The following is a 22,540-nucleotide window of genomic DNA, read 5'->3' as shown; positions in this document are numbered from 1 at the left end:
TACCTGAATTTTGATAGTAGCTGTATAAGCAGATCTCTTGGGAATATTATTGGCAGGACCGATTAAAGTGATACGATTCGTGAGTTTGCTACTGGACCCGACTACTTTTCGCAGCCGGATGCTGTTAGGGTCCCAATTCAGCGTCCTTCGGGTAGAAAGGCGTGACCGAGTTTCCGACGCGATCTGTCAGCTATATTGTCACATATTCTGTTAGACCTCGGCTATCGAGTCTCTCTCCGTTCACCCTGACCGCTCTATTCACAGATGTTAACTTGGGTTTGGTGATGGGTAAACAGGACTCCCGGAGCAGGGAGCATCACACGAACACTACGCTGGTCGATAGACAAACTGTCGGTTGTGGCGTGGAAACGGCGTCAAATACGGGCGGGCAATGGGATATTTGAAATAGCTACCATCGAATGGTACGGTATGAGGGTTTCAATCGTCGGAGGGGGGTTCGCCGGGTTGGCAGCAGCGCAATTGGCTGAAGAGGTTACTTCTGACGTGCAACTCTACGATAAGGGTGCATACAGCGGTGATCGGCGTGGGGCCTGGGGGGAGATGGTCTGGGACTACTCACGGCTGCCACTAGATAGACATGTTCCGGGATACGTTAGGGAAGCTAATACCGGGATATTCGTCGGCTCCAGCGGGAAAACTGCGATAAATGTTCCTGATGGCGTGATATTGAACAGAGGCGAGTTAGAGAAGCACTGGGCGGGCACACTCGACCGAACAGAGATCGTTGAGAATGCGGACATCGACGAAGCGGAGTTTCGACGGTTATCTGCGGAGTCGGATCTGCTGATTGATGCCACCGGTCAGTTCCCGATCTCAAGCCGGTTTACGTCCCTGTCGTACGACGTAACGTGTCCGACGCTAAGCGGGAGGATAGAGGCCGATTTCTCGCACCTGTATCCCGAGCCGCGAGCACTTGCGTACGAGAACTACTTCCTCTGGATCGTGCCACAGTCACCGGAAGAGGCAACTGTCGGCCTCGGCTGTCGGGAGAACAAATCCCCTACTGAACTGTACAAGGATATGCAACAGTTGCTTGCTGAAATCGATATTGAGGCCCCAGAACGTGAGGCCCTGTACAGCGGAACTGACGTTTCAAACGGCTTGCGGAGCCTCTCACACTGCTCGTACGAGCTAAACGACTGCACGGTCCATATCGCGGGCGACGCCATCGGACTGGCGAACCGCCTGACTGGCTTCGGAATGATACATGCAGCACAGTCTGGCCGAGCCGCTGTGAGTTCCTTCGTGCAAGAAGACTCGTACAAACGCAGGTTGGTGTGCCAGAACTTCTGGACCAAAGCTGTCACTGGTGTGGCCTCACCAATCCATCACAGCATCGGGTTAGACGGAATAGCTCGATTAGCGAAGTCAGACATTGAGTATCAGGAGAGTTTCGAACCGCAGCAGCCTGCAGATATTCTGAGTGCTGTCCGAACCTTCATCTAGCGCCTTCAGTCAAGATTCGACGTTCAGTCTATCAGCTCGCCGTACCACATAGAGGGGGTGACGAGAGCATATAGCGATCAAAAATGACTGATCCACATATCCAGCTAATATAGCTACTCAGAATAGCCAATCAGTGAAGCTACACACCATAGCCAGTGATTATAGCCAATAAGTATAGCTGCAAAACCCAGTCGAGCAAGCGAGTGTACAAATATAGTCAGCCAGCACAACTATCAGTTCCAGTGCATTCGGCAGGGAAGGCTCAGAACAACAAGTATCGGACAAGACCACCGGCGAAGTGCCAATGAAGCTCCTCGTCGACAGCGCTAATTTCCGTCAGAAAGCAAAGATGGTTAGCGGGAAGCAGTTGACTGCTCCCAGTCGTACCCCCACTCACGGAGCTTCTCGGCGACAAGATCCGGATTGTCCATAGCAACGACGAGAGCAGCTTCAAGCGCGTCAGTCTTGTAGACGTCTTCGCCGACTTCGTCCTCCAAATTGCGGAGGAACGTGGACTCCCGCTCCTCAACCTCGGGCCGGATAAAAATCGGCCGTTGTTTGCGATCCTGCTTGACGGAGTCCCGCCGGAATTTGTATGGGATGTCAGGCTGAGCCGTAGTTTGTACGTCACTGGATTCAGTTTCGGTAGCCGTCACCTCATCCTGCTGGCCATCCGATTCCGGTTCTGTATCTGCATCCGTCTCTGCAAACGGATCGTCGCCGGAGCCGGACTTCATGCTGTTGCCTCCTGTTCCCGGGTCTGTCGGAGGTGTGCCGCCAGTTCTTCGAACTGCTCTAGCGTTTCCATTTCATACTCACGTTCCCGGCTCCGGTGTTCTTCGATGTATTTGAACGCCGAACACTGTTTGCGCCAGCACCCTTCGAGCAAGGACGTTCGCTCGCGGAACACTACAGGTATGTCGTACGACTCCGTACGGAGCCGTTTGAGCATCTCTTCTTGATCGTTGGTTCCTTTGAACCGGTTCGGTACGGCAGCTAACACGCCCACGTTGATATCGAGCGTGTCTTCGAGTCCGGTGACGAGATCTGCAAGACCCTCGACGGACTGCTGACCCTTTCCGCTTGGTTCGAATGGAATGACGAGGTTCCGCGTCGCGTGCAAGGCGTTGTACAGTTTCACGTCTGCGGTCGCAGGCGGGTCAATGATGACAGTGTCATACTCAGACGGAACGCCCGCGTCCTTTAGCACACGAAGGAGCTGGACGTTCGGGTTCCAGTTCTCACCGAAGTCCGCCGCTTCCTCCTCGCGACGCCGCAGATGTTTCGAAAGCACCTCCAGAGAGTTGTGTGCGGGAAGGACATCGACACCTTCGGAGGTCTCGATGAGGTCAGCGAACGGCCCGCGTGGCCGTTCGACGAGGTGCCGAACTAAGCTATCGGCCTCTGAGTCCGTTCGGTGGTCCGCGACGTCGAACAGGAACGAGAGGCTCCCCTCCTGTGGGTCCATATCGATTGCCAGTACGTCGTGACCAGCACGGGCGTCGGCGACAGCGAGGTTCGCCGCCATCGTTGTCTTGCCGACACCGCCGGCCTCGCTGTACACGGTGTAGGTCAGCATACCGTATCGGATTCACTGCACAGATATAAAGATTAGTCAGACGGCATAGCTATATAGTATAGCCACACGCCGCCTTCTGAAGCGGGCTTGCAAAACGTGGGCTACTCGACGAACAGCCCTGCAAGCGTCTCGCGCATCTCCGCCCGTCGGTGAGACCGGGCTTCAGACTCGGAGAGGTAGTTATCGAGTACGACTTGTGCAGACGCCGAGCCCTGCTCCGCTGCGACGTCTTCAAACCGTTCTGCAACTCGCCTAACAGCAGCGCCGTACGTAGTATACCAGAATCGACGGCCAGTTTTCGGCGTTGGTGTGGCGCCGTCGACAGTGACATCTGCGGCCTCGGCCACTGACTTGAACCGGCGTCGGACGGTTTCGGCAGTTAGATGGCCAGTAGCTGCAGACGGAGAGGGCAAGAGATAGCCACTCCACTCTGGACCGCCAAGCGTCTCTATACGGCGCTTTACTGTCTCCAGACCGGCCAGCAGAGCCACGGTCCCAGGACCGTTTTTCCGCTCGCCGTCACCGAACTCTATGTACGGATGGGAATCATCGTCCGGATCAAGGTTGAGCTGCCGGATATGTAGTGATGCAACTTCACTCGGGCGAAGCCCCCAACCACAACATGCGACCACGATAAATCTGTCTCGTTGATCAGTCGCTGCTGCATACAGCTGCTGGACAGCGTTTCTATCAAGTGCTTTGTTGTTCCAGGACGGAGTCGTATCCCACCCAAACCGGATTTCGAGATCAGCGAGTGGATTGTACGCGGCGTTTCCGAACATCACCAGGTGCTTGTAGAACTGCCGTGTGTCCTGAACGTATTTTCGCCGTGACGCAAGCGTCGTCAGGGCATCGTCCAGTTGGTCCATCGCATCAAACGTCGCCGCTACCCGATCCATCTCCGCAACGCGTTCGTCGGGATTCTCCAGCGGTGCGAGCAAATCTTTTGTATCGTGGATATTGGTATATACTTTCCCGTAGCGTCGTAGAATCGACCGCCGTGTGTCGATCGTCGCGTCAGCACGCCCACGTCGAGTCGAAAGCTCGTCGAGGTACGCTTCGATGGCCTGCTGTGTGTTGTCAGAGAGGAAGTCAAATGATCCTGATGGAGTCGTGGCTTCTGGTACTCCGATTTCATCGTAGAACTGCCCCGGAGACAGGTCGAATCGCCGTTGGAGGTGCTTTACGAATCCCGGGAATTGTCGGTTCAGCCAAGTGTACGTGGGGGTTTCAGCGGTCGGATCCAATCCATTGGTTTCCATCGTCGGTACGACTGTTTCGTGATAGAAAGACTCGCAGTCAGCGAAGTCCATGGTTGAGTAGCGAATTTTACTCATTGGTTTTGGGGTGGAGCGGCAGCAACCGACGAACTGGTCTAGCTGGTTCGTCTGAATCACCGATTTTTCGTATGTAGCGCATATTCATCGTGCAACTAATAGTTTGTCTTGTATTGTTTTCTCACGCAGAAACCCACAACAAGACAAATACTGGCGATTGAATTACCGCAGCGCATAAATCATATGCTGCTATACCAAATCGAATTCTGTAGACACCACTGTTTCGGAGGATACGCTCGTTTTTGGGACGAATCTGCCTCGAGTCGTGATTTTCTCGGCGGTCAACGGTCGATATCGACCGGGTATGGAGGCAATTGTCGGATAGACGTGAGAAATATCGTGAATTCAGGCGCTGCTGAATAGTGTCGCCACTCACGAGCAGCGGACTCAGAGGGCGCCCAGCCGGTCAGTTGGTGGGAGTAACGCCGAAACGAGGATCTCGATGCATTCGCCTGCGGTCAACACTGGTTCGTAGTCCATCTCGTCGTCGACACCCGCTTTCAGCAGGAAGTCCGTGAGCCGCCAGATATTGTACAAGAGTACCGCGAACACGAAGTAGAACAACCGGACGCGGTAGTCCTTTGACTACCTGCTCTGGCGGGACCGGGACGACGAGTCGTGACGAAGGGCACTGCCTACCGCCACGGCGGCTGACAGCCCCAGTCCACACGTGTCGCATTGCAAGCCCTGCCTTTGATTACTCAAAAAAGTACGTATATCCTCTATACTGACCAATTCGAGTCGGTGAGATCGTGTGCCGAACTGGTGACCTATCCACGCCTTCTATACAGCACCTCATTTGTATCAGCCGCTGTTGATTTCAGCAGAGCCGTTCTTCTCTTTAGCTTCTGTCCGGTGATGCACTGCCATTTCGATGCGCAGATGTCCAGTCGAGGGATTAGTCGTCCTCGTCGTCCTCACCACGCAAGCGACGGACCGCCTTGTGCCAGGAATCTTTGGCCATATGCCCGGGGTCCGCAAAGGGGGTGTATGTGATGTCGTACGGGAGATCCCGCTTCGCAGTTTTACTGAGGTGTGCCCGCAACTTGCCGGTCTTCCAGTACCAGAAATCAGCCACCGCCACGAGAACCAGCACGGCGAGTACGCCAGCCGCAGCGAGGCTGGTGAGATTATCCAGCGGCCATACGACGAAGTAGAACAAAACCGGGACGATAGCCAGCGAAACCGCGTAGAAGAGGTATACGATCGAGTTGCCTGAGATCTCGATACTCCGCTCCATCAGTACACCTCACCTAGCAGACAATCACGTAAAACGCTTTTCGACGGGCGAACAGACGTGTTGCATTCCGCTGTGTCCCTCTCGGTGTCCACCGGGCCGCATAATCTCTTGACACTTGATCGGTGATCGATATGCAGCTGTATTGATCGAGTAGTTCACTACCGCCTACACCAATAGAAAGGGACACAACAAATCTATCCTCCGAGGTTGTGAGACTCCATGGCGGAGTCAAGCACAGATTTCCGTCGACTAAGAACGGTCCCCTATCCCTCCTCTAAGAGCACCAATGAGCAGGTAAGACCGAGCTACAGAATGGTATTCCGGATGACGTGCAGTAGCTCCCGTAACTGTCACCGTTGGCTATACCTCTGTGAAGAATTTCAGCACACGGGGTGGGAGAGATCGTACAATGGCCACAGCCAATAGGATAGAACAGACTCAGGGGTTCTGAAATGTGGCTTACTCGAGGGCCAAGCTCTCAGTTGTCACCCACCAGGACCGAACTCTTGACACCCAAATCGATCCCTGTTCTCCGGCTGTGCACAGAGATAATCGAGCCGTTTCTTCATTTCGGACCGTGACATGCCCGCTCGGTTTTCTCGGGACTCCGCGAGCCGGGCTTGGCTAGCATTTAGCATTTTTTCTTTCTTTTCTAGTTCCGAAACAAGTGTGTCTACGTCCTCGTTACGTGTTTTTAATTGTTCGTTGAGATCTTCAGCACGAGATTTTGCGGCCTTTTCGTCTTCCCGGGTTTCGCTCAGTTGTTCACGCAATTCCTCGTTTTCAGCGTGGAGAGCTTCGTTCTCTGTTTGTATGTCCTGTGCAGAATCCTGAAATGCAACTGTCGTCCCGACTGTCCCGCTGGTAGCCACCACAGTAGCGATGAGTAGCCAGGAACTGATATTGCGTGCAAGCGTGGTCACCGGTGACCCTCCTCTGCTGTAGCCGGAGTACTGTACTGGTGCCCATCCCGGTGCAGTAGTACCGAAAGTTGAGTCGTCATGTCCCAGCCTGATTGGTATGTGCTACTAATCGTAGTTTCCAGTTAGTTACATTTGGATAGCGAAAAATCCTCTAATAGTGCATCAACACCGGTGTAGAGGCCAGATGAACTGACCGGTTATTTCGCGTTCGTTATCGACGCGACCCATACATGTACCATTGCCAAATGTTTCTGTAGGACTTCGACGAATGCCAATCACTACCTTATCCACGGAGGTCCTCAGACCGAAGCTCTCCTTTTGCGTGCCATGTTCTGGGGCGGACAGCGATTACGATTGCAGCGGCGTATAGTAGTCCGACAATGCCGATGACGACGACGCCGGGAAGCATTCCAATAGCGGCGCTCTCCGTCCACAGGCCAGGACTGAACACGGTGATTCGGACCAGCCATGCAGTTAGCAAGACGGTGAAAAGCGGGAGATACACTCGCCGGAGTCGGTGCGCGATAGCTTCCTCGGTACTGATCTTGATTGTCGGCTGTCGATAATCCTCATTCAGTGATTTGCGCCAGTCCGGGTCGGCCACGCCTGCAGCTGGGTCTAGCCCGTAGGCGAAGACGTTTGCTTGCAGTGTTCTGACTCGGCTTCGCCAGATGTCGTATCCTCGATATCGCCTAGCCTCGATGAACAGAAACACTGCTAGCGTGGCCGTTCCGATCAAGAGGATGTAATGAGGGATGTCCGGCCGCGAGAAGGCCCACGTGAGGATTGCAGAGATTACCAGCACTGCCCAGTTGGTGGTCCGGTCGAGGCGTTCGCGCCAGAACTTCATCCGATGGATCTCGCCGCGATAAAGATGGGCCATGGCTGAACTCGGACCCATATCCTCCTCTAGCAGACCCTCGCCGACTTCCCGATGTGTCGAGTCGGTCGCGTCGACATCCTTGTTTGATACCCGTGTCATGAGTGGGGGATGAGCAACTGGAAACTGGACTCGGTCGTGTGCTGGGAGGCCGGCCCCGAGTCGACACTATTGTCGGAATTACTCCTGTCGTAGTCTGGTGGCTTATCGGCGGTAGCCGTCTGTTGAGGCCCCATAGTCATCGTGTTACTCTGTTTTGCGGACATAATGCTTGAGAACGTCCCTACCCTCTTTTTCACCCGACGATAGCTCGTCAATAGTTTGTTTCGCCTTGGTTTCCGGCATCGGACAGTTCTTCGCTGTGACATCCAGTGTCTGACCAGATTCGTGGTCGACCATAGTATTGTTTCTGTTAATCAATACTGCATCCACATATAAAAACACAGCGGTAGCGTTTCAGCTTGTATACCGTATTATCGAAGCCTAATGGGGGTAACACAGAAGATGCCTGCGGGTCTGCGAAGTTTATAATTGTGTAGTAGTGGATTTACTATGTTATATTTGTAGATGTACTCACCCGTGCAAGAACGTGATTACCTGGTCCACTCTATCGCGTTCCCAGTGTCCCGATGGCGTACTCTGGTGAGAGACGCTAAACACGCGTGATGCCGAGTGTATTACTGGACTCAGCACTAGATGTCCAAGTCAAAATCTAGGTCACTCCCGGTTCCGACGATTGGCCAACATTCCGAAGAACCAGCAACTGTCCTGTATTTCATCTTCGTTATCCGGCATCACAGTCGCCCAAAGTAAACCTTTTTTACATTGTTCATCATCCAGATATGTGACTTCGATATCGACGCTTCGAGCGGTGAGTCGGGCTGCTAGCAAGTACTTCGTTGTCTGGGTAATCCTTCTGGCGGGAATCGCTCTCGTCAGGCCGGACCCGTTTGTGCCAGTTTTGAACTACGTGTCCCCACTACTCGGGCTGATAATGCTCGGGATGGGGTTGACGCTTCGGCCGGCAGACTTTCGCCGACTAATCGAGGAACCGGTGGATATCGGCATCGGCGCTGTCACACAGTGGCTGGTGATGCCTGCCGCCGCGTACGGGCTGTATGTCCTGCTTGACCTTCCGGACGCTGTCGGTATCGGTCTCATTCTGGTCGGTGCCGCCCCCGGTGGGACCGCATCGAACGTGATGACGTATCTCGGTCGGGGCGACGTGGCCCTATCTGTCGCGATCACGACCCTTACAACCCTTGCAGCACCGATCGTGATGCCGGCCTGGGTAGTGTTTGCCCTCGGTGAGCAGATCAACGTCACCTTCGCGGAGATGTTCCAGAGCATCATTCAGATTGTCATTATTCCAGTGTTGCTCGGATTCACGATCCGATATCTATTGGATCGCTATTCGCCGAAAGCCGCTGAGATAGGGACCGACGTGTTCCCGGTTATCAGTGTCGCCGCCATCGTCGCAATCGTCGCTGGCGTCGTGGGTGCGAACGTGGACAACATTCTCACTGCTGGCCTACTCGTGCTAGTGGCGGTCGTCACGCACAACGCTATCGGGCTTGGCACGGGATACGGTGTCGGCCGAGTAACTGGGATGTCGAGCGACCGCGTTCGGACCTGTGCGTTCGAGGTGGGGCTGCAAAACAGCGGTCTAGCCGTCGCGCTGGCGACGACGCTGTTTGAGCCTGCAGCCGCACTCATTCCGGCGCTGTTCAGCGTCTGGCACAACATCACCGGGCCGGCGCTGGCAAGCTTCTTTAGCTGGCAGGACGACAGACAGCAATCCGTCGAGACCGTGCCGAGCGACGACTGAGACTCGCTTCCCGCAGTAACCCGGTTTTCGGTGTCATCAAATGCGCTCATCTGGTTGTGAGCGACCAAGCCGTACAGATATAGGAGCCGGGGCGGGGGAATCGTTCGGCTATCCCAACAAACAGAGTAGGCGTACTTCCGGTCTGTCTGATGACAAGATCAGCGACGTCGATTCTGTGTTGCCTGAGTAGTGATGCCACCGCTCACCGGCTCCCGACTGGTATTTTTTCAGGTGAGACTAAAACAGATTAATGATTCCTCCCTTTCGACATAACACAGTGTGTATGATGTTCAGCCCGTAAAATACCGAGCCGCTATGTGTCCGTCCATGCTCTGCTTAGACGTCACCGGCGATTGGAAACGCTGAACGAGTGCTGGCACTGCGGGCAGTGATAGTTCGTCGTATATCGGGTGCTCGAAACATCCCAGTCTCCCCCGATCATACCACTCTCAAAGTCACAGTCCGGGCAGAACAGAACCATTTTCGAGGGTGTCCCGATAGTATCTGTAGTTTCCTTACGAGCCATTTGCATTGATAGCGTAACATGATGAATGGAGCGCAATATATGCTACCCCCCGGTTTTCAGTATTTGATATCGCAGTCATCATTCAGATACCCCGTGCTGTTTCCGGACAGAGTACAGCCAGATGTTACATCCTGACTGGCGATCGGGGTATCACCGATGTAACTACCTGACACCGGTGTCCGCGAGTACTTTTGTGGGAGCTACACCTCCGTATTGATGCTGACACACCCACACAACACAATATGTCTCAACAGAAATCAGATTACGCAGACGACGCGGATATCGACGAATCGCTGGACGAGCTGGCCTCCGAGGAGACCATCGAGGAGACCGTCGAGAACCTAGAGGCAAACGGGTTCGATGTCGTCGTCGTTGACTCGACTGATGATGCGCTCGCAGAACTTCAGTCACTCATCCCCGCAGAGGCGTCTGTCATGAACGGCCACTCGACGACGCTCGAAGAGATCGGGTTCGTCGAGTACCTGGGCGAGGGGGACCACGAGTGGGAGAGCCTCCCCGACGAGATTTGGAGTATCGATGACGACGCGAAGCGCCAGGCTGCCCGACGAGAGTCACAGACGGCCGACTACTTCCTCGGGGGCATCAACGGCATTTCCCAGACCGGCGAACTCGTCGCGGCGGACCGTTCGGGGAGCCGCATCGGTGCGTATCCGTTCGCGGCCAGTAACGTCGTCATCGTCAGTGGCGTGAACAAGATCGTGCCGACACTCGAAGACGCTCTCGACCGACTGGAAACCGTTGCATATCCACTCGAAAACGAGCGTGCGAAGGAGGCCTACGGCGTCGATTCCGCGATTGCCAAACAACTCATCCTCCGTCAGGAGCTCGAAGAGGACCGCACTACCGTTGTCCTCGTCCGAGAACACCTCGGCTACTAACTGCAGTAATTCGGGGCTGAACGGTGTCGGCTCCGCTACCCTTACTTTCAGGTTAGAAACACACTATCGAAAAACACCGGTTCTCGACACGTTCTCAGTCTTCGTAGTCTACAGGAGAACAGCCTGTCGATGAGGTTGATCCGGACCATGTAACAGAGGTAATTTGACGGGTGCCAGACTGGCAGGAGCTACGAAACCAGATGGGAGTCGATATACGAGAACAGAGACGCTTTCGCTGCGGCCGTCGCGGCTTCACGGTCGGTCGTGAGGCGGCTATACATGGTTCCTTTGATCGTTGCTAGAATGTGTTCGGCCGCGTGCATCGGATCAACATCGCGAAACACATTCGCTTCAACGCCTCGGCGAACAGTTTTTTCGATGATTGTAGCGAGTCGAGTATCGATCTCGGTGAACTGCTCGCGAAATACCTCCCGCTCCAGCGCTTGCGGGGAGAGCGTGACTAAAACGCTGTGTAGCTGGCGTCTCTCCTCGGTTAGCTGACACGGGAGGAGTGTCCTGATGATGTGGTTGAGGTCTTCTTTCGGATCGTCACCGATGCTGGTATTGATCGTCTCCTCGAATCGGTCCACAGTGAATCTGAGGAACCGAAGAAGCAGGGCGTCTTTCGAGTCGTAATAGTGGTATATCGTCGACTTGGCCTTGTCAAGTTCCTCAGAGATACGCGATATCGAGAGCGCAGCGTACCCACTGTTAACAAGCGCTCTGTGAGTTGCGTGCATGATTTCCTTTTCAGTTTCACAGAGGGCGTCGCTCTCTTTAGTCATATAGACAGTCGTCCTCCTTGATTGTAGCTGGGGTGGCAGTACAGAACCGTTTGTTCGAACGCTGTCCCCGAACGGTTCTGACTAAGTTGGTCAGTTTGGTCATAGCGGGCCCAGGTGAGCAGGAGCCGAAGTGAGTGGACCGCATCAGTTCACACTCCGCGATTGGCGCGACGAGAGTAGCGTCCCAAGCGTTCCACGGCTGCGGTCCCAGATGACGATCGAGGTTGGGAGCACCAGTATGGACGCTACGAACGAATAGAGCACACTGAGGGCGATCAATAACCCGAACTGCCCCAGGATCGGGACGACTGCGAGGACGAGCACTCCGGTTCCGGATGTCGTGGTGACCATACTGCCGGCCAACGCACCACCTGTTCCCCGGACGCTGATGTCGAGTGCTTCAAGCAAGCCGACGTCGCCGCGGTACTCCTCAGAGAACCGATGGACGAGGTGGGCGGAGTAATCGATACCGAGCCCGATTCCGATCGATAACGTCGTTCCGGTGAGGACGTTAAATGGGATGTCCAGATACCGCATTGTCGCAGCCAAGGCGGCAATGGTGAGCAGTATCGGGATGAGGTTCGCAACCCCAAGCCCGGGACGGCGTTCAAGTAGCCAGTACGCGAACAACAGGAACACTGCAGACGCGACAATTGCGAGACCCAGGCTTATGTACGCCGATTCTGCGATTACATCCGAGACGGCTTTGAGTACCACAACGCTGCCGGTTGCGGTCGCCTCCATCCGGAACTCATCAGCAACGGCTCTTGTGTCCTCTGTCACTTCCTGTTGACTCGCATCAGACTCGACAGAGTACACGATTCGCGTGCGCGTGTAGTCGTCAGTCATGTACGATTCTGCCCGGTCGCCGTACGGTGAGTCATACAGCGCGTTGTAGATGGTCGGAAGATTCTGGTCGGGGACACCGTTTCCGTTCTGATCGTTCTGTGCGACGAGTTGTCGGAACTCCGGTGAAGCACGCTCGTAGCGGTTAATGACGGTAAGGATACTAGTCGAATCTGCACTCCCACCGGTTGTAACAAAGGAGTCGGGTGGGTCCTGATTCGCCCGGTGGATCTCCTCTAGTGCTGTTCCGTCCTGTAACGACCCTTCGACGTATACGGTTACTGTATCACTCTCGCCGCTCTCGAAGTTGTCCTCAAGATAGTTTATCTGTTTCGTGACTGTGTACTCATTCGGCGCCACAGCTTCCGGCAGGACCTCGACGTATCCGGGGTTCTCCTCCGGTGGGAGGAAGTCCTCAGTGGTGAACCGGGTATCGATTCCAGTCCCATACGCCCCCAGAGCTGCCGTAGACACCAGCACGAGGGCGAAGAATACGTACGGGGCTCGGCGGGCGATTGCGACACCGACAGTCAGCGATTTACCGACTGCAGAGTCCTCAGAGCCAATCGGAGCGGTACTGAATTCGGGGAGGTCGTATCGCACCCGCTGCTGGTCCGTGAAGTGCTTCAGCGCTGGCAGGAAGATACCGAAGATGAGGAATGTAAATAGGATTCCCACACTGGCGACGAACCCGAGGTCGCGGATCGGACCAAGCTGACTGGTCCCGTTGGCGGCGAATCCCAGTACTGTCGTGCCAGTTACGATGAAGAACGCCGGGAGTAACTGATCTGTCGCGGTCCGCATTGCAGGCGTCGGTTCGATCCCCTCGACGCGTTCTTCGCGATATCGATTTACGGCGTGGATCCCGAAGTCAATTCCAACAGCGAGAAGCAACGGCGGGACTGTGATCAACATCTGCGTGAAGGGGATACCGGCCCATCCCATGAACCCGAATGTCCATATAATTGCCATCGCTAAGGAGATGAGGCCAATGAGCAGATCAAACGGGTCCCGGTACGCGATGATGAGGAAGAACAGAATCAAGACCACGGCAGCCGGGACGACGAGTCCAAGCGAATCAGAGATGACACTGCTCAGTTCTGCGGAGATGATCCCACTGCCGAAGACAGAGATATCACCATCGACCGAACTGACGATATAGTCCGCTTCCTGTTGGATGGGCGTCAGTGGTGATGTCCCCTCTGTCCCGGCACTGCTTGAGACACCTGGCACTTCGTGTGTAACAGTTGTCAGTGCTGCTGATGCCGACGGCTCTTCTCGGTTTAGGTCGTTGCTGAGAAGCCCTGCAACTGCCGGCTGGCGCTCAAGCGTGGTTCGAGCGGCAGATTTGATTTCCGACTGTGAGGCTGCTTCGACGGCATCGATCTGTTCAGGCAGTGTCTCTGCATCCGGATCAAGTGTCTGTGCGACAGCCTGTGCAGCACTCGTCGTTCCAACGACGTCCTGTGATTCGCGCTGCGTCAGCCGGTTCTGGGCTTTCAGCATATTGAGGATCGCCGGCTTTGACAGGACGTTCTGGTCCTTCTGGATAAGCGTCGTAGAGCCGGTCCCTTCGCCGAACGGTTCGCGCTCGAAGTTATCATTGACCTCGTCGAACGCTTCCTGTGCAGGAACGCCATCAGTGAACTGTGATGTCCCCGAGTCGGTCGCAGTCATGCCGAACCCTGCCGACAGAATGAGGGTCATAACGATGAACGCAGCAACGACTGTCTTGTCACGATTGACAATCCAATCGTCCAGGATGTCGATATATTTTTGATAGTCTAACATTGTGACATATACGTTAGCCTCGGAGAGTTACTGTCGCCTGTACCAGACGATGCCGCCAACGACTGCCAGGAGTGCAACGCCACCGATAAGCCACACTGGCGTTCCGCCGCCTCCAGACTGGTCGGTGACTTCTATTGGGAGACTATACGTGTCTGAGACCCGTTTATCACCGTCAGGCATCTCATACTGGAAGTCGAGATTGAGCGGATACGTCTTGTCCAGTGCATCGCTTCCCGCTGAGAGCTGAACCGAAACCGTTTCTGATTCACCGGGTTCCAGCTCAGCAATAAACGTTTCATCGTCACTGCTGCTGAGGGGATCATTGACGAACGCCTTCCCTTCGATACTGGTCAGCGTCTTGTCTTTCGTATTCGTTATCGTAAACGTAATCGAGCGGTCTTGCCCCACACCGAGCGTTGCGTTCTGCATTTCGATGTCGAACTCGTCCTGACTACCAGCCACTGTTGAACGAATCTCGAGTGTGTCTGCGTCAACCCTGTCACCGTTATCGTCGCGGTAGCTCACGCCGAAGTCAAACTGCCGGGCGCCTGCCTCTGCGCTGTTGGACACGTCAACGCCAAAGCTGAAGTTGGCCGATTCGCCCGCATCGAGATTTCCGACAGCATACTGCGTCTCCTTTGGCGACAGTGTTGACTGCTGGCTCTGCCAGGAGACGACGACGTTCTCCACGTCACGGGTTCCGGTGTTTGTGAGGGTTGCACTCAGTGAGCCGTCCTCACCTGCCTGCAGTGACGCCTCGATATCGGATACGCCGAAGTTCTGCTCAGGCGCAGGGGTAATGCTCATGGGGATATTATCATACGCGCTGGTATCGCCTTCTTGATCGTCGTACTGTACGGTAGCCGACAGAGCGTAGCTTCTGTCTTCAGCGTCGGGGCTCGCTGTCGCATCAACACGGACTGTTCGAACTTCGCCTGGCTCCCACTCTCCCACATATGCAGTCGTCGACGGACTCTGGCCGAACGTTATGTCCGCGTTTTGTGAGTTGAACTTGACAGCGGCGTCGTTGACCGTCAACGGGCCCGTGTTGCGTAGATTTACCTCGTACGTCCCTGTATTGCTGACAGCAACGGAGCTGCTTGCATTGACGACTGAGAACGTCTGTTCGGGGTCGGGTGCAACTGCAACGGATTGGCTTGGCGACTGTGTTCTGATGCCATCCTCATTGTCAAAGGCCACCGACAAGTCGAATTGATACGACTCTGGCTCTGCGGCTTCTGTGGAGGTCACGCGATACCGGAACGTCCGAGTCTCACCTGTGTCCCATGTATCGACAAACCGCGAGGTTGCAGTCCCACCACTCACTGTGAGATCTTGATTCTGTGATTCAAGGGTTACCGCAGCGTTCCGTGCAGGACTGTCGCCCGTGTTTTCCACACTGACCGCCACTGTTCCTGTCGAATCCACGCGCGCATTCGATTCAACATTAGTTACGTCGAACGTGGCGTCGTCGGTGACATCTATTTCAATGTCTACAGTTTCTCTCGTTTGGTCCTCGTCCCGTGTACCTGTTCCTTCGGAAATGTAGCTCGTGTGCTTGTAATCCAATCGTAGCTGTGCATCATACGTTCCGGAACTGGCGTCATCGTCCACACTGATCGTAAACGGAACCGTAGTCTTCGGCCCCGCTTGCAACGTTCCAAGGCTTCGTTTCGAGTTCTTGATCGATATCGGCGCGTCCCCTGAGCCGAGAGACACAGTGAGTCCCTTTGCTGTGGTTACCTCGCTGTTCAGCGCCGGATTTTGGGAGGACCCGCTTTCAAGATCGCCAGTGTTGACCAGTGAAATTTCTATCGTCTTTTGTTCACCAGGGGCGACGGTGTCGTCTTCAAGCGTTGCATCGATATCAGGGCTCCCAATGACCGCAGCGGTTGCCGTTCCGCTAGTTACAACAATCCCCACTACGGCCAAGAGTAGCAGCTTCTGTGCGTTAGATGCCATATTAGTAAGACTTCCATTCACTCCGCGATTCGTTGGTGGTCATAAACGGCTTCGAAATTCTTCGTTTGCCAGTCGTCATTCCTGTGGCTGACTAAACGTTCAATCACATACAGTGCTTTCGTATCTCTCAGGCTCGGCTAGGAACAATCAGCCGATCAAAACCCGGACTGCTCGGTTTTCGGTTCCTCTATCTGTTTGCGACATAAAATCCACAAACACCTCCAGATGGGGCTTAGAGGTACGATACCCATAATAGAGATACGAACGGAAAGAACGGGAATGCAGCCCAGTTCACCCTTGAGACAAGGGTCAACAATACGCTTAAGTTTATTGAATGTGTAATCAACTGTATGGCTATATACGAACAGTTGTCTTTACTCAATCCAGTGATGAAAACGAGGCCCCAGACTGGCCACATGGCCGACAACGAGGAAACAGTAGAACCGTGAGTGATTTGAACCGTACCGTTCAAGCAGAGAACGGTCGATGTAAAGATGACTAACGAGATATCCTTTTTTGAGAACCCGGAAGGGACCCGCGAGGAAATCCTCGAAGCCACCTTCTATGCACTGCGTCAGCACGGATATGCGGAGCTGACTATCTCGAAGATAGGTGACGAGTTCGGGAAGAGTCAGTCACTTATATACCACCACTATGATAATAAAGACGAGTTGCTGGTAGACCTTCTTGATTATATGCTTGAGCAGGTCGAAAATCAGGTCCCGCTTCCCAACCAGTCTCCCGAGGCGTACATCGAGGTCATCATCGACGAAATATTTGGGACCAGCAGCAACAGTGATGTCGAGTTTTCTCAGGCTGTGATTGAATTGCGGGCGCAGGCAGCACACGACGATGATTACAACCGTCTCTTTCGCAGAAGTGATGACTTTATTCGAAAGCAGATCGCCCGTGTCATCCAAGCGGGTGTTGATGCCGGTGCATTTGATGTCGAAGACCCATCGCAGACAGCCGCACTATTTCACACAGTCTTAGTCGGTATTCAGGCGGAACGGATTACCAGCGACGAGGACACGATCGACGACGTGAGAGCCGAATTCCGGCGGTATGTCGAGCACTGTTTACTCTCCGAGAGCCACGCTGAGTAACGTCTGGCTGATCGATTAACTGCCCCCGTCAGCTGTCATGCCGTCACCGGGCATCGACCGACAGTCCCCTTCGGGTTTCTGGATCGGCTCGACTGAGCCCCACGAGTGGAAATCCCACCGCATTGACTCGGCTTCAATACGTCGCGGATACCCGGAGTCGGCGAGGACGTAGTATGTCACCGGCTCCTGAGAGCCGTCCTGAGAGATTTCATACACCAATACTTCCTCGCCATCGATGGTATCCCGGCCGACCGGCGTGAGGTCTGAGTTTGCCTTCGGCTGATCGGCGAACCGACCCGGATCAACCTCGTCGCGATCCATCCCCTGTTGCATCGTTCCGCGGAGACACTGCCCCCCAGCAACGGTGTACGTACTGTTCCCAATATGGTACATCTCCATCTGTTGTCCTTGCTGGTCAAACGACCAGTACATATCCCCTTGGTAGAAACGACCAGTCATCTCGATGGTCCGTCCCTCAGACTGCATAGTGGCTGTCATCGCATACGATTCTGGGAACTGCGTGACCTGTCCGAACTGTGTCGATCTATCATCGTTTCCGCTGCCCGACAATGCATCCGTGCTGGTTGTCTCACCTTGATCAGGCGTTGGTTCGGCTCCGCCGCCACTCTCTGTTTCGTCTGACCCACTATTTTGATCGCTGCTGCAACCGGCGAGTGCGATCAATCCCGAACCCACGGCTCCGAGTAACTGCCGTCTGGATAGTTGATGCATGGAGGTGGACACCTTCAACAAACAGACACTACCGCAGAATTCATGACTATTGTTACCATATATGACCCGCTCTGATCACGGATGTTCGTGGTATGTGTATTGACTGGTCAATATATTCCAATATAGCTATACCGTATAGCTTAGCAGGATAGTTAATATCTCATTCACCATTAGATTGAAGATAGTAGTTATTATGCCCGAATATTCATAGGTGTATTATATGTACGCTCCAGTTGTTTGGTAGATAGATGACCGACGACAGCCAGAGCGATGGAGCTGATGGAGATGAGAGACTATTTGCGGCACCGAGCGGCACTCTAACTGAAGTTCAGTACAATCCAACCAGCGATAAAGAGCTTGCTACGGTCATTGTTCAGGCCGTTGCCGATCAGACGGGAACAGAAACGTATCGTGAGTCGCCGTTACACGACTACATCAATATCGATGCCATTGAGACACTACTATTCGGTACACAGCCAGACCAGTCAATCGGATCAGCGAGCCAGAACATTACCTTTCGGTACCGTAACATTATCGTGACAGTTCGGGCTGACGGTGTGATCCGGCTGTCGGGCACTAACAGCAGCCGCGCAAGAAAGAACTAATCGTCAGGACCAGGACGGTTAGCCTGGGTTGGTAGCCGCGTTGCATATGCACCCCACTGCCGATATATCTCAAAACCACTGCCTGAATTGCAGACTTTTACCACCGGACGGTCCAGACCAAGATAGTCTACGGTAATCGGTGCGAATAGGCTGTGCCAGAGGTTTTTCCAGATAGGTTACATGAAAAATTCGTTCCCAGTGATGAACGAGATGGTCTCTGATTTTCGAACAAGCAATGGATTGACGCAGAAAGCTAGTATCCAGCATCTCTCCTGAAACGGGGAGTTAGCTGTAAACATATTATACAGATTTGATTCTCAAAGACAATATCTATAGATTCTACGGTAGTTATCATCGCACCAAAGGTAGAGTCGGTACTATTAGACACCACCGTGTCCGTAGTTCTATACGCCATTGGAGTAAATACGGGAGCTTCCGATCACTGGTAGCAACACCACTGTGTCCGCTGTTCTATATCCTGAAAACCGCTACGTATCAACCGGTTTCGACACCACCATGTCCGCCGTTCCTAAGTGGACTGGAAGTCCGAAAGCGTCGCTTCGCTATCAACGAGATTAGTGACGGATTTGTGGATTCCAACATCGTCGACAGTCTTCTCAAGTGCTGCAAGAATCATCTCCGGGTCCATCTCGAGAGAATACTCGCGATAGGTTCCCCCACGTCGTCCCTCGTTCCGCTCGATTGCCGAGATGATACCTAACATCGACAGCTCGCCGAGGTGATCACGCATCCGGCGTGGAACAAGCGGATCGATCCCTGCCTTTTCGGCGAAATTCGTATATCGAGGTCTGATATCCCGCGTCCGGGCCGGCGTCTTCCCCTCTTGATCAAGCGTAACCATTGCGTACACGACCAGATGACCGTGTTGTGTCAGTCCTGAAATACCCTCCTGTATCCGGCCTCGTTCCAGAACGTCGCGGGCCTCCCTAACAAGGTCTTCCGAAATCGTATCCGTATCCTTGTCGCGGGCCAGGTCGCCCGTTTTCATGAGTAAGTCGAGTGACTGCCGTGCGTCACCGGCGTCTTTCGCTCCGTACGCAGCACACAGTTCGATGACCCCGTCTTCGAGGACGCCGTCGTGAAACGCTACGTCAGCACGCTGTTGCAAGATCTGGATCAGCTCCTTCGCATCATATGCGGGGAACTGAATTTCCTCTTCACAGAGTGAGCTCTTGACTTTCGGAGAGAGGTCATCACGAAAAGAGAAATCGTTCGAGATACCGATGATACCGATCTTCGCAGAACTTAGATTGTCGTTCGCTCGCGCACGGGGGAGTTGATAGAGGATACTGTCGTCTTCGATGTGGTCCACTTCGTCGAGCACAATGTAGATAGTCCCGCCACAGGAGTCGAGTTCGGTCCACAGCATATCATACACCGTTGCACGGGGATACCCCGTCGTACTGATCTGGCTCGTTTCGTCCCTGAATTCGTTGACGAGTCGGGTAGCAATTTGATAACTACTGGAGAGGCCATCACAGTTTAGCATCTTCACCGTGAGATCGATATCCTCGTATTTCGCTGCGTCTTCCTCGAGGTGGTCGATCAGATATCGCGTGCCGGCAGTCTTTCCGACCCCTGTTTTACCGTACAGGAAGATGTTGTTAGGCTGTTCACCGTTGATTACGGGCTGGAGAGCTGCTCGATACCGGTTTAGTTCAGTATCACGCCCGACGAGATTCTCAGGCTGATAGTCCTCCCGAAGCGCATCCCGATCCAAGTATATCTCAGTGTCGCGTTCGAACATCCCCATAGTCGTTGCCTGATTTATTGGAAGGAACCCACATAAAACCACCCCTGTCCGCAGTGTCCGGAGTGTCCGCTGTTCTATCACTTATAAAAGAATGGCGGAACCCTCCCACCCCACTATGTCCGCAGTAACTAGAAAAGAGTGGGAGGGGGGAAGAAATGAACTATGAATAAAAGAAAAGTTTATAATAGTCTGGAGAGAGCTAGACCGTAATGCAATTAGAAAGTTGTAGACGAAGACACTACAGTATTACTCATAGATATCTCTAGCATAGACGAACTCCATTACGAACCAGATCTTCCCGTCTCTTCCTTCCCCCACTCTGTCCTCCTCGAAGAACAGCGGACAAAGTGGGGTGGGAGTGTCACCTCCCATTGCTTGATTGTTTTACACCCTTCAGCCTCTCTGTCGGTGATTCATAGCGTTCCTACTGCCTTAGTACACACCGCCATGTCCGCTGTTTTCCTGTAATATCCACCAGAACAGCGGACATCGTGGTGTATCCAGGAACGGCTAACACCACGATGTCCGCAGTAATCCCCTCGTGGTTTCTCAAACGGCCAGTAGAACAGCGGACATCGTGGTGTCCACTCGGAGGTGTTCTCTATGCGTCTGGGTCAGACGCCACAATGTCCGCAGTAAATCGGCTATAGAGATATTCTAACGCAGTGTTACTGCAGACACTGTGGTGTTCCCTCTATCATACTGCTCGCTTGTCAGTCATCGGAAAACCGGTTAACCCACTCGCTACGTTCTATCACTTCCCTCCTATTTGAGCAGTTTAGTGCTAAGTTGCGAATCTGCACCTGCTGCTTCTGCATGTTTGTTATCTAAACACGCGTTCAACAAGCCGTGCCTCCGCTTTTCTGAGATGATCTGATGCAGTACTGGGGGCACAACCGAGTTCCTCGGCAACGTCCTCGACGCTCCCATTTCGTGGAACGTCGTAATAACCGACATCCCGTCCTGCGGCGAGCGCTTCGCGCTGGCGTGAAGTCAAGCCGATGGCGAATGTTCCGGGACTGGCATCGTATTCCCCGACCTTCCGGACATTTACCGTTATTCCATCGGGAAGGGCATTCCGAACCTGTTCGAGAGCGGCAGGCTCCCCGACGACATCGAACAATACGACTCCGTGTGGTCGGTAGGCAGCCGGTGGGACCACCATTAGCGTCGGCTGTTCGAACGCCGCGTAGAACTGCCGTGATTGGTCAGTTTCTCGGCCACGAACGAACGCGTAGAATGCCTCGTCCCGAACGGGTGTGATATCGTAGCTTTCCATGGTTTCGACCGCAGAAAGCGCCGATTCGTAGGGTTCGCGATCACCGACGACATAAAACAGTGTGTAGGCGATCCCGTCCTCGACCCCGACTTTCCACGTCACGAGCCATTCGCGCTTGATTGCACCGCTTTCGGTCATAAAGCGGTGCATCGGACGCTGATACTCCGGTGCATACTGAATCTCTAAGCGGAGATATCTCACGGACGAGCCCTGGTGGTGGCTCCTTCATAAACACACTAGTGTGTACGACAGTTCGCGTATTCGCTCTCACTATCTATCTGTCTCTGTTCATGAGCAGTGATCGGCAGAGTATGGACGACGCACAGTCTGGTGAGCAGATATGCTCCGGCAGAAGCGTGGATAACCGATTTAATTCTACACTTCGAGAGGTTCTTGGTTCGTCTCCGTTCATCCTCACGAAATTCGACGCGTTCATGAACTGGGTCCGGGGGTCCTCGATGTTCGTGCTACAGTTCGGTATCGCCTGTTGCACCATCGAAATGATGGGCACTCTCGCAACGAAACACGACCTCGATCGTTTTGCTGCCGGAGTCCCACGGGCATCACCGCGACAGGCAGATCTGATTATCGTCCCGTGGACCATCGTTTCGAAGTTCGCACCGCGGATGAAGCGCGTCTACGACCAGATGCCCGAGCCGAAGTTCGTCGTTTCGATGGGGTCGTGTACCATCTCCGGTGGACCGTTTCAGGAAGGATACAACGTCATCAAAGGTGCGGAGCAAGTCATTCCGGTCGATATTCACGTCCCAGGCTGTCCGCCCCGCCCCGAGGCACTCATCTACGGCGTCGCCAAACTGCAAGAGAGCATCGCCGAAGGTGAGTCCTCGCCGGTGACGGTCAAACCCTACGAACTGGAGCAGTTCGGCGACCTCAAACGGGACGAGCTCGTGGACAAACTTGCCAGTGAGATCGACGAAGACGACCTCGTCATGCGGTACGACTGGAGTACGCCATAACGGC

At 54.0% G+C, this 22,540-nt stretch carries 18 protein-coding genes and 1 pseudogene; 6 read left to right on the top strand and 13 right to left on the bottom strand.

What is annotated here, in order from left to right; translation table 11 throughout:
- The first annotated feature begins 429 nt into the window (after positions 1-429).
- Positions 430-1,467 carry an NAD(P)-binding protein gene (locus IEY38_RS12680; protein ID WP_229775293.1) on the top strand — a complete coding sequence of 346 codons (1,038 nt, stop codon included), beginning with the start codon at positions 430-432 and terminating at the stop codon, positions 1,465-1,467.
- A gap of 353 nt (positions 1,468-1,820) precedes the next feature.
- Here the strand turns inward: IEY38_RS12680 and IEY38_RS12675 are convergent, their stop codons facing one another.
- The 7 genes and pseudogenes from IEY38_RS12675 to IEY38_RS12645 all read right to left on the bottom strand — a co-directional run bounded on the left by IEY38_RS12675 (position 1,821) and on the right by IEY38_RS12645 (position 7,528).
- Positions 1,821-2,204, bottom strand: a complete 384-nt coding sequence (locus IEY38_RS12675; protein WP_188978311.1) for a hypothetical protein — start codon at positions 2,202-2,204, stop codon at positions 1,821-1,823.
- The gene (locus IEY38_RS12670; protein ID WP_170098786.1) at positions 2,201-3,046 is read right to left on the bottom strand and encodes a ParA family protein; all 846 of its coding nucleotides are present in this window, start codon (positions 3,044-3,046) and stop codon (positions 2,201-2,203) included. Before IEY38_RS12670 ends, IEY38_RS12675 begins: the two co-directional genes overlap by 4 nt.
- A 101-nt stretch (positions 3,047-3,147) precedes the next feature.
- Positions 3,148-4,359 carry a tyrosine-type recombinase/integrase gene (locus IEY38_RS12665; protein ID WP_188978813.1) on the bottom strand — a complete coding sequence of 404 codons (1,212 nt, stop codon included), beginning with the start codon at positions 4,357-4,359 and terminating at the stop codon, positions 3,148-3,150.
- A 411-nt stretch (positions 4,360-4,770) separates the two neighbouring features.
- A pseudogene (locus IEY38_RS12660) lies at positions 4,771-4,968 on the bottom strand (hypothetical protein); the annotation flags it as partial.
- 313 nt (positions 4,969-5,281) lie between these two features.
- Positions 5,282-5,623 (bottom strand): hypothetical protein, encoded by a 342-nt coding sequence (locus tag IEY38_RS12655; protein WP_188978309.1) that lies wholly within the window; start codon positions 5,621-5,623, stop codon positions 5,282-5,284.
- A 485-nt stretch (positions 5,624-6,108) separates the two neighbouring features.
- A complete protein-coding gene (locus tag IEY38_RS12650) occupies positions 6,109-6,546 on the bottom strand; it encodes a hypothetical protein (protein ID WP_188978307.1) in 438 nt (145 codons plus the stop codon).
- A 283-nt stretch (positions 6,547-6,829) separates the two neighbouring features.
- Positions 6,830-7,528: a DUF2270 domain-containing protein gene (locus IEY38_RS12645; protein WP_188978305.1), complete on the bottom strand. Its 699-nt coding sequence runs from the start codon at positions 7,526-7,528 to the stop codon at positions 6,830-6,832.
- A gap of 769 nt (positions 7,529-8,297) precedes the next feature.
- Between IEY38_RS12645 and IEY38_RS12640 the strand changes: the two genes are divergently transcribed.
- Positions 8,298-9,254 (top strand): bile acid:sodium symporter family protein, encoded by a 957-nt coding sequence (locus tag IEY38_RS12640; protein WP_188978303.1) that lies wholly within the window; start codon positions 8,298-8,300, stop codon positions 9,252-9,254.
- Between the two features lie 768 nt (positions 9,255-10,022).
- Positions 10,023-10,679, top strand: a complete 657-nt coding sequence (locus tag IEY38_RS12635) for a lactate utilization protein (protein ID WP_170098789.1) — start codon at positions 10,023-10,025, stop codon at positions 10,677-10,679.
- 188 nt (positions 10,680-10,867) lie between these two features.
- Here IEY38_RS12635 and IEY38_RS12630 read toward each other — a convergent pair whose 3' ends face one another.
- The 3 genes from IEY38_RS12630 to IEY38_RS12620 all read right to left on the bottom strand — a co-directional run bounded on the left by IEY38_RS12630 (position 10,868) and on the right by IEY38_RS12620 (position 16,063).
- Complete coding sequence (locus IEY38_RS12630) at positions 10,868-11,464, bottom strand: TetR/AcrR family transcriptional regulator (RefSeq protein WP_188978301.1); 597 nt, start codon at positions 11,462-11,464, stop codon at positions 10,868-10,870.
- 144 nt (positions 11,465-11,608) lie between these two features.
- A complete protein-coding gene (locus tag IEY38_RS12625) occupies positions 11,609-14,101 on the bottom strand; it encodes an efflux RND transporter permease subunit (protein WP_188978299.1) in 2,493 nt (830 codons plus the stop codon).
- A gap of 27 nt (positions 14,102-14,128) precedes the next feature.
- A complete protein-coding gene (locus IEY38_RS12620; protein WP_188978298.1) occupies positions 14,129-16,063 on the bottom strand; it encodes a COG1361 S-layer family protein in 1,935 nt (644 codons plus the stop codon).
- A 494-nt stretch (positions 16,064-16,557) separates the two neighbouring features.
- On the opposite strand from IEY38_RS12620, the gene IEY38_RS12615 reads away from it, so the two are divergent.
- On the top strand, positions 16,558-17,169 hold the full coding sequence (locus tag IEY38_RS12615) for a TetR/AcrR family transcriptional regulator (RefSeq protein ID WP_188978296.1): 612 nt from the start codon (positions 16,558-16,560) through the stop codon (positions 17,167-17,169).
- A 15-nt stretch (positions 17,170-17,184) separates the two neighbouring features.
- On the opposite strand, the gene IEY38_RS12610 is transcribed toward IEY38_RS12615, so the two are convergent.
- Positions 17,185-17,655, bottom strand: a complete 471-nt coding sequence (locus IEY38_RS12610; RefSeq protein WP_229775290.1) for a hypothetical protein — start codon at positions 17,653-17,655, stop codon at positions 17,185-17,187.
- A gap of 494 nt (positions 17,656-18,149) precedes the next feature.
- On the opposite strand from IEY38_RS12610, the gene IEY38_RS12605 reads away from it, so the two are divergent.
- Positions 18,150-18,506 carry a HalOD1 output domain-containing protein gene (locus tag IEY38_RS12605; RefSeq protein ID WP_188978292.1) on the top strand — a complete coding sequence of 119 codons (357 nt, stop codon included), beginning with the start codon at positions 18,150-18,152 and terminating at the stop codon, positions 18,504-18,506.
- 529 nt (positions 18,507-19,035) lie between these two features.
- On the opposite strand, the gene IEY38_RS12600 is transcribed toward IEY38_RS12605, so the two are convergent.
- Entirely contained in the window at positions 19,036-20,280 is a 1,245-nt protein-coding gene (locus tag IEY38_RS12600; protein WP_004594978.1) for a Cdc6/Cdc18 family protein, read from the bottom strand.
- A gap of 823 nt (positions 20,281-21,103) precedes the next feature.
- Entirely contained in the window at positions 21,104-21,709 is a 606-nt protein-coding gene (locus tag IEY38_RS12595) for a helix-turn-helix domain-containing protein (RefSeq protein WP_446685128.1), read from the bottom strand.
- A gap of 140 nt (positions 21,710-21,849) precedes the next feature.
- On the opposite strand from IEY38_RS12595, the gene IEY38_RS12590 reads away from it, so the two are divergent.
- A complete protein-coding gene (locus IEY38_RS12590; RefSeq protein ID WP_188978288.1) occupies positions 21,850-22,536 on the top strand; it encodes an NADH-quinone oxidoreductase subunit B in 687 nt (228 codons plus the stop codon).
- Positions 22,537-22,540: the final 4 nt, after the last annotated feature.

The organism is Haloarcula sebkhae (genome assembly GCF_014647415.1).
Taxonomy (GTDB): Archaea; Halobacteriota; Halobacteria; order Halobacteriales; family Haloarculaceae; genus Haloarcula; species Haloarcula sebkhae.
The sequence above is the reverse complement of the archived record's forward strand: the minus strand, read 5'-3'. Positions and strand labels throughout refer to the sequence as shown.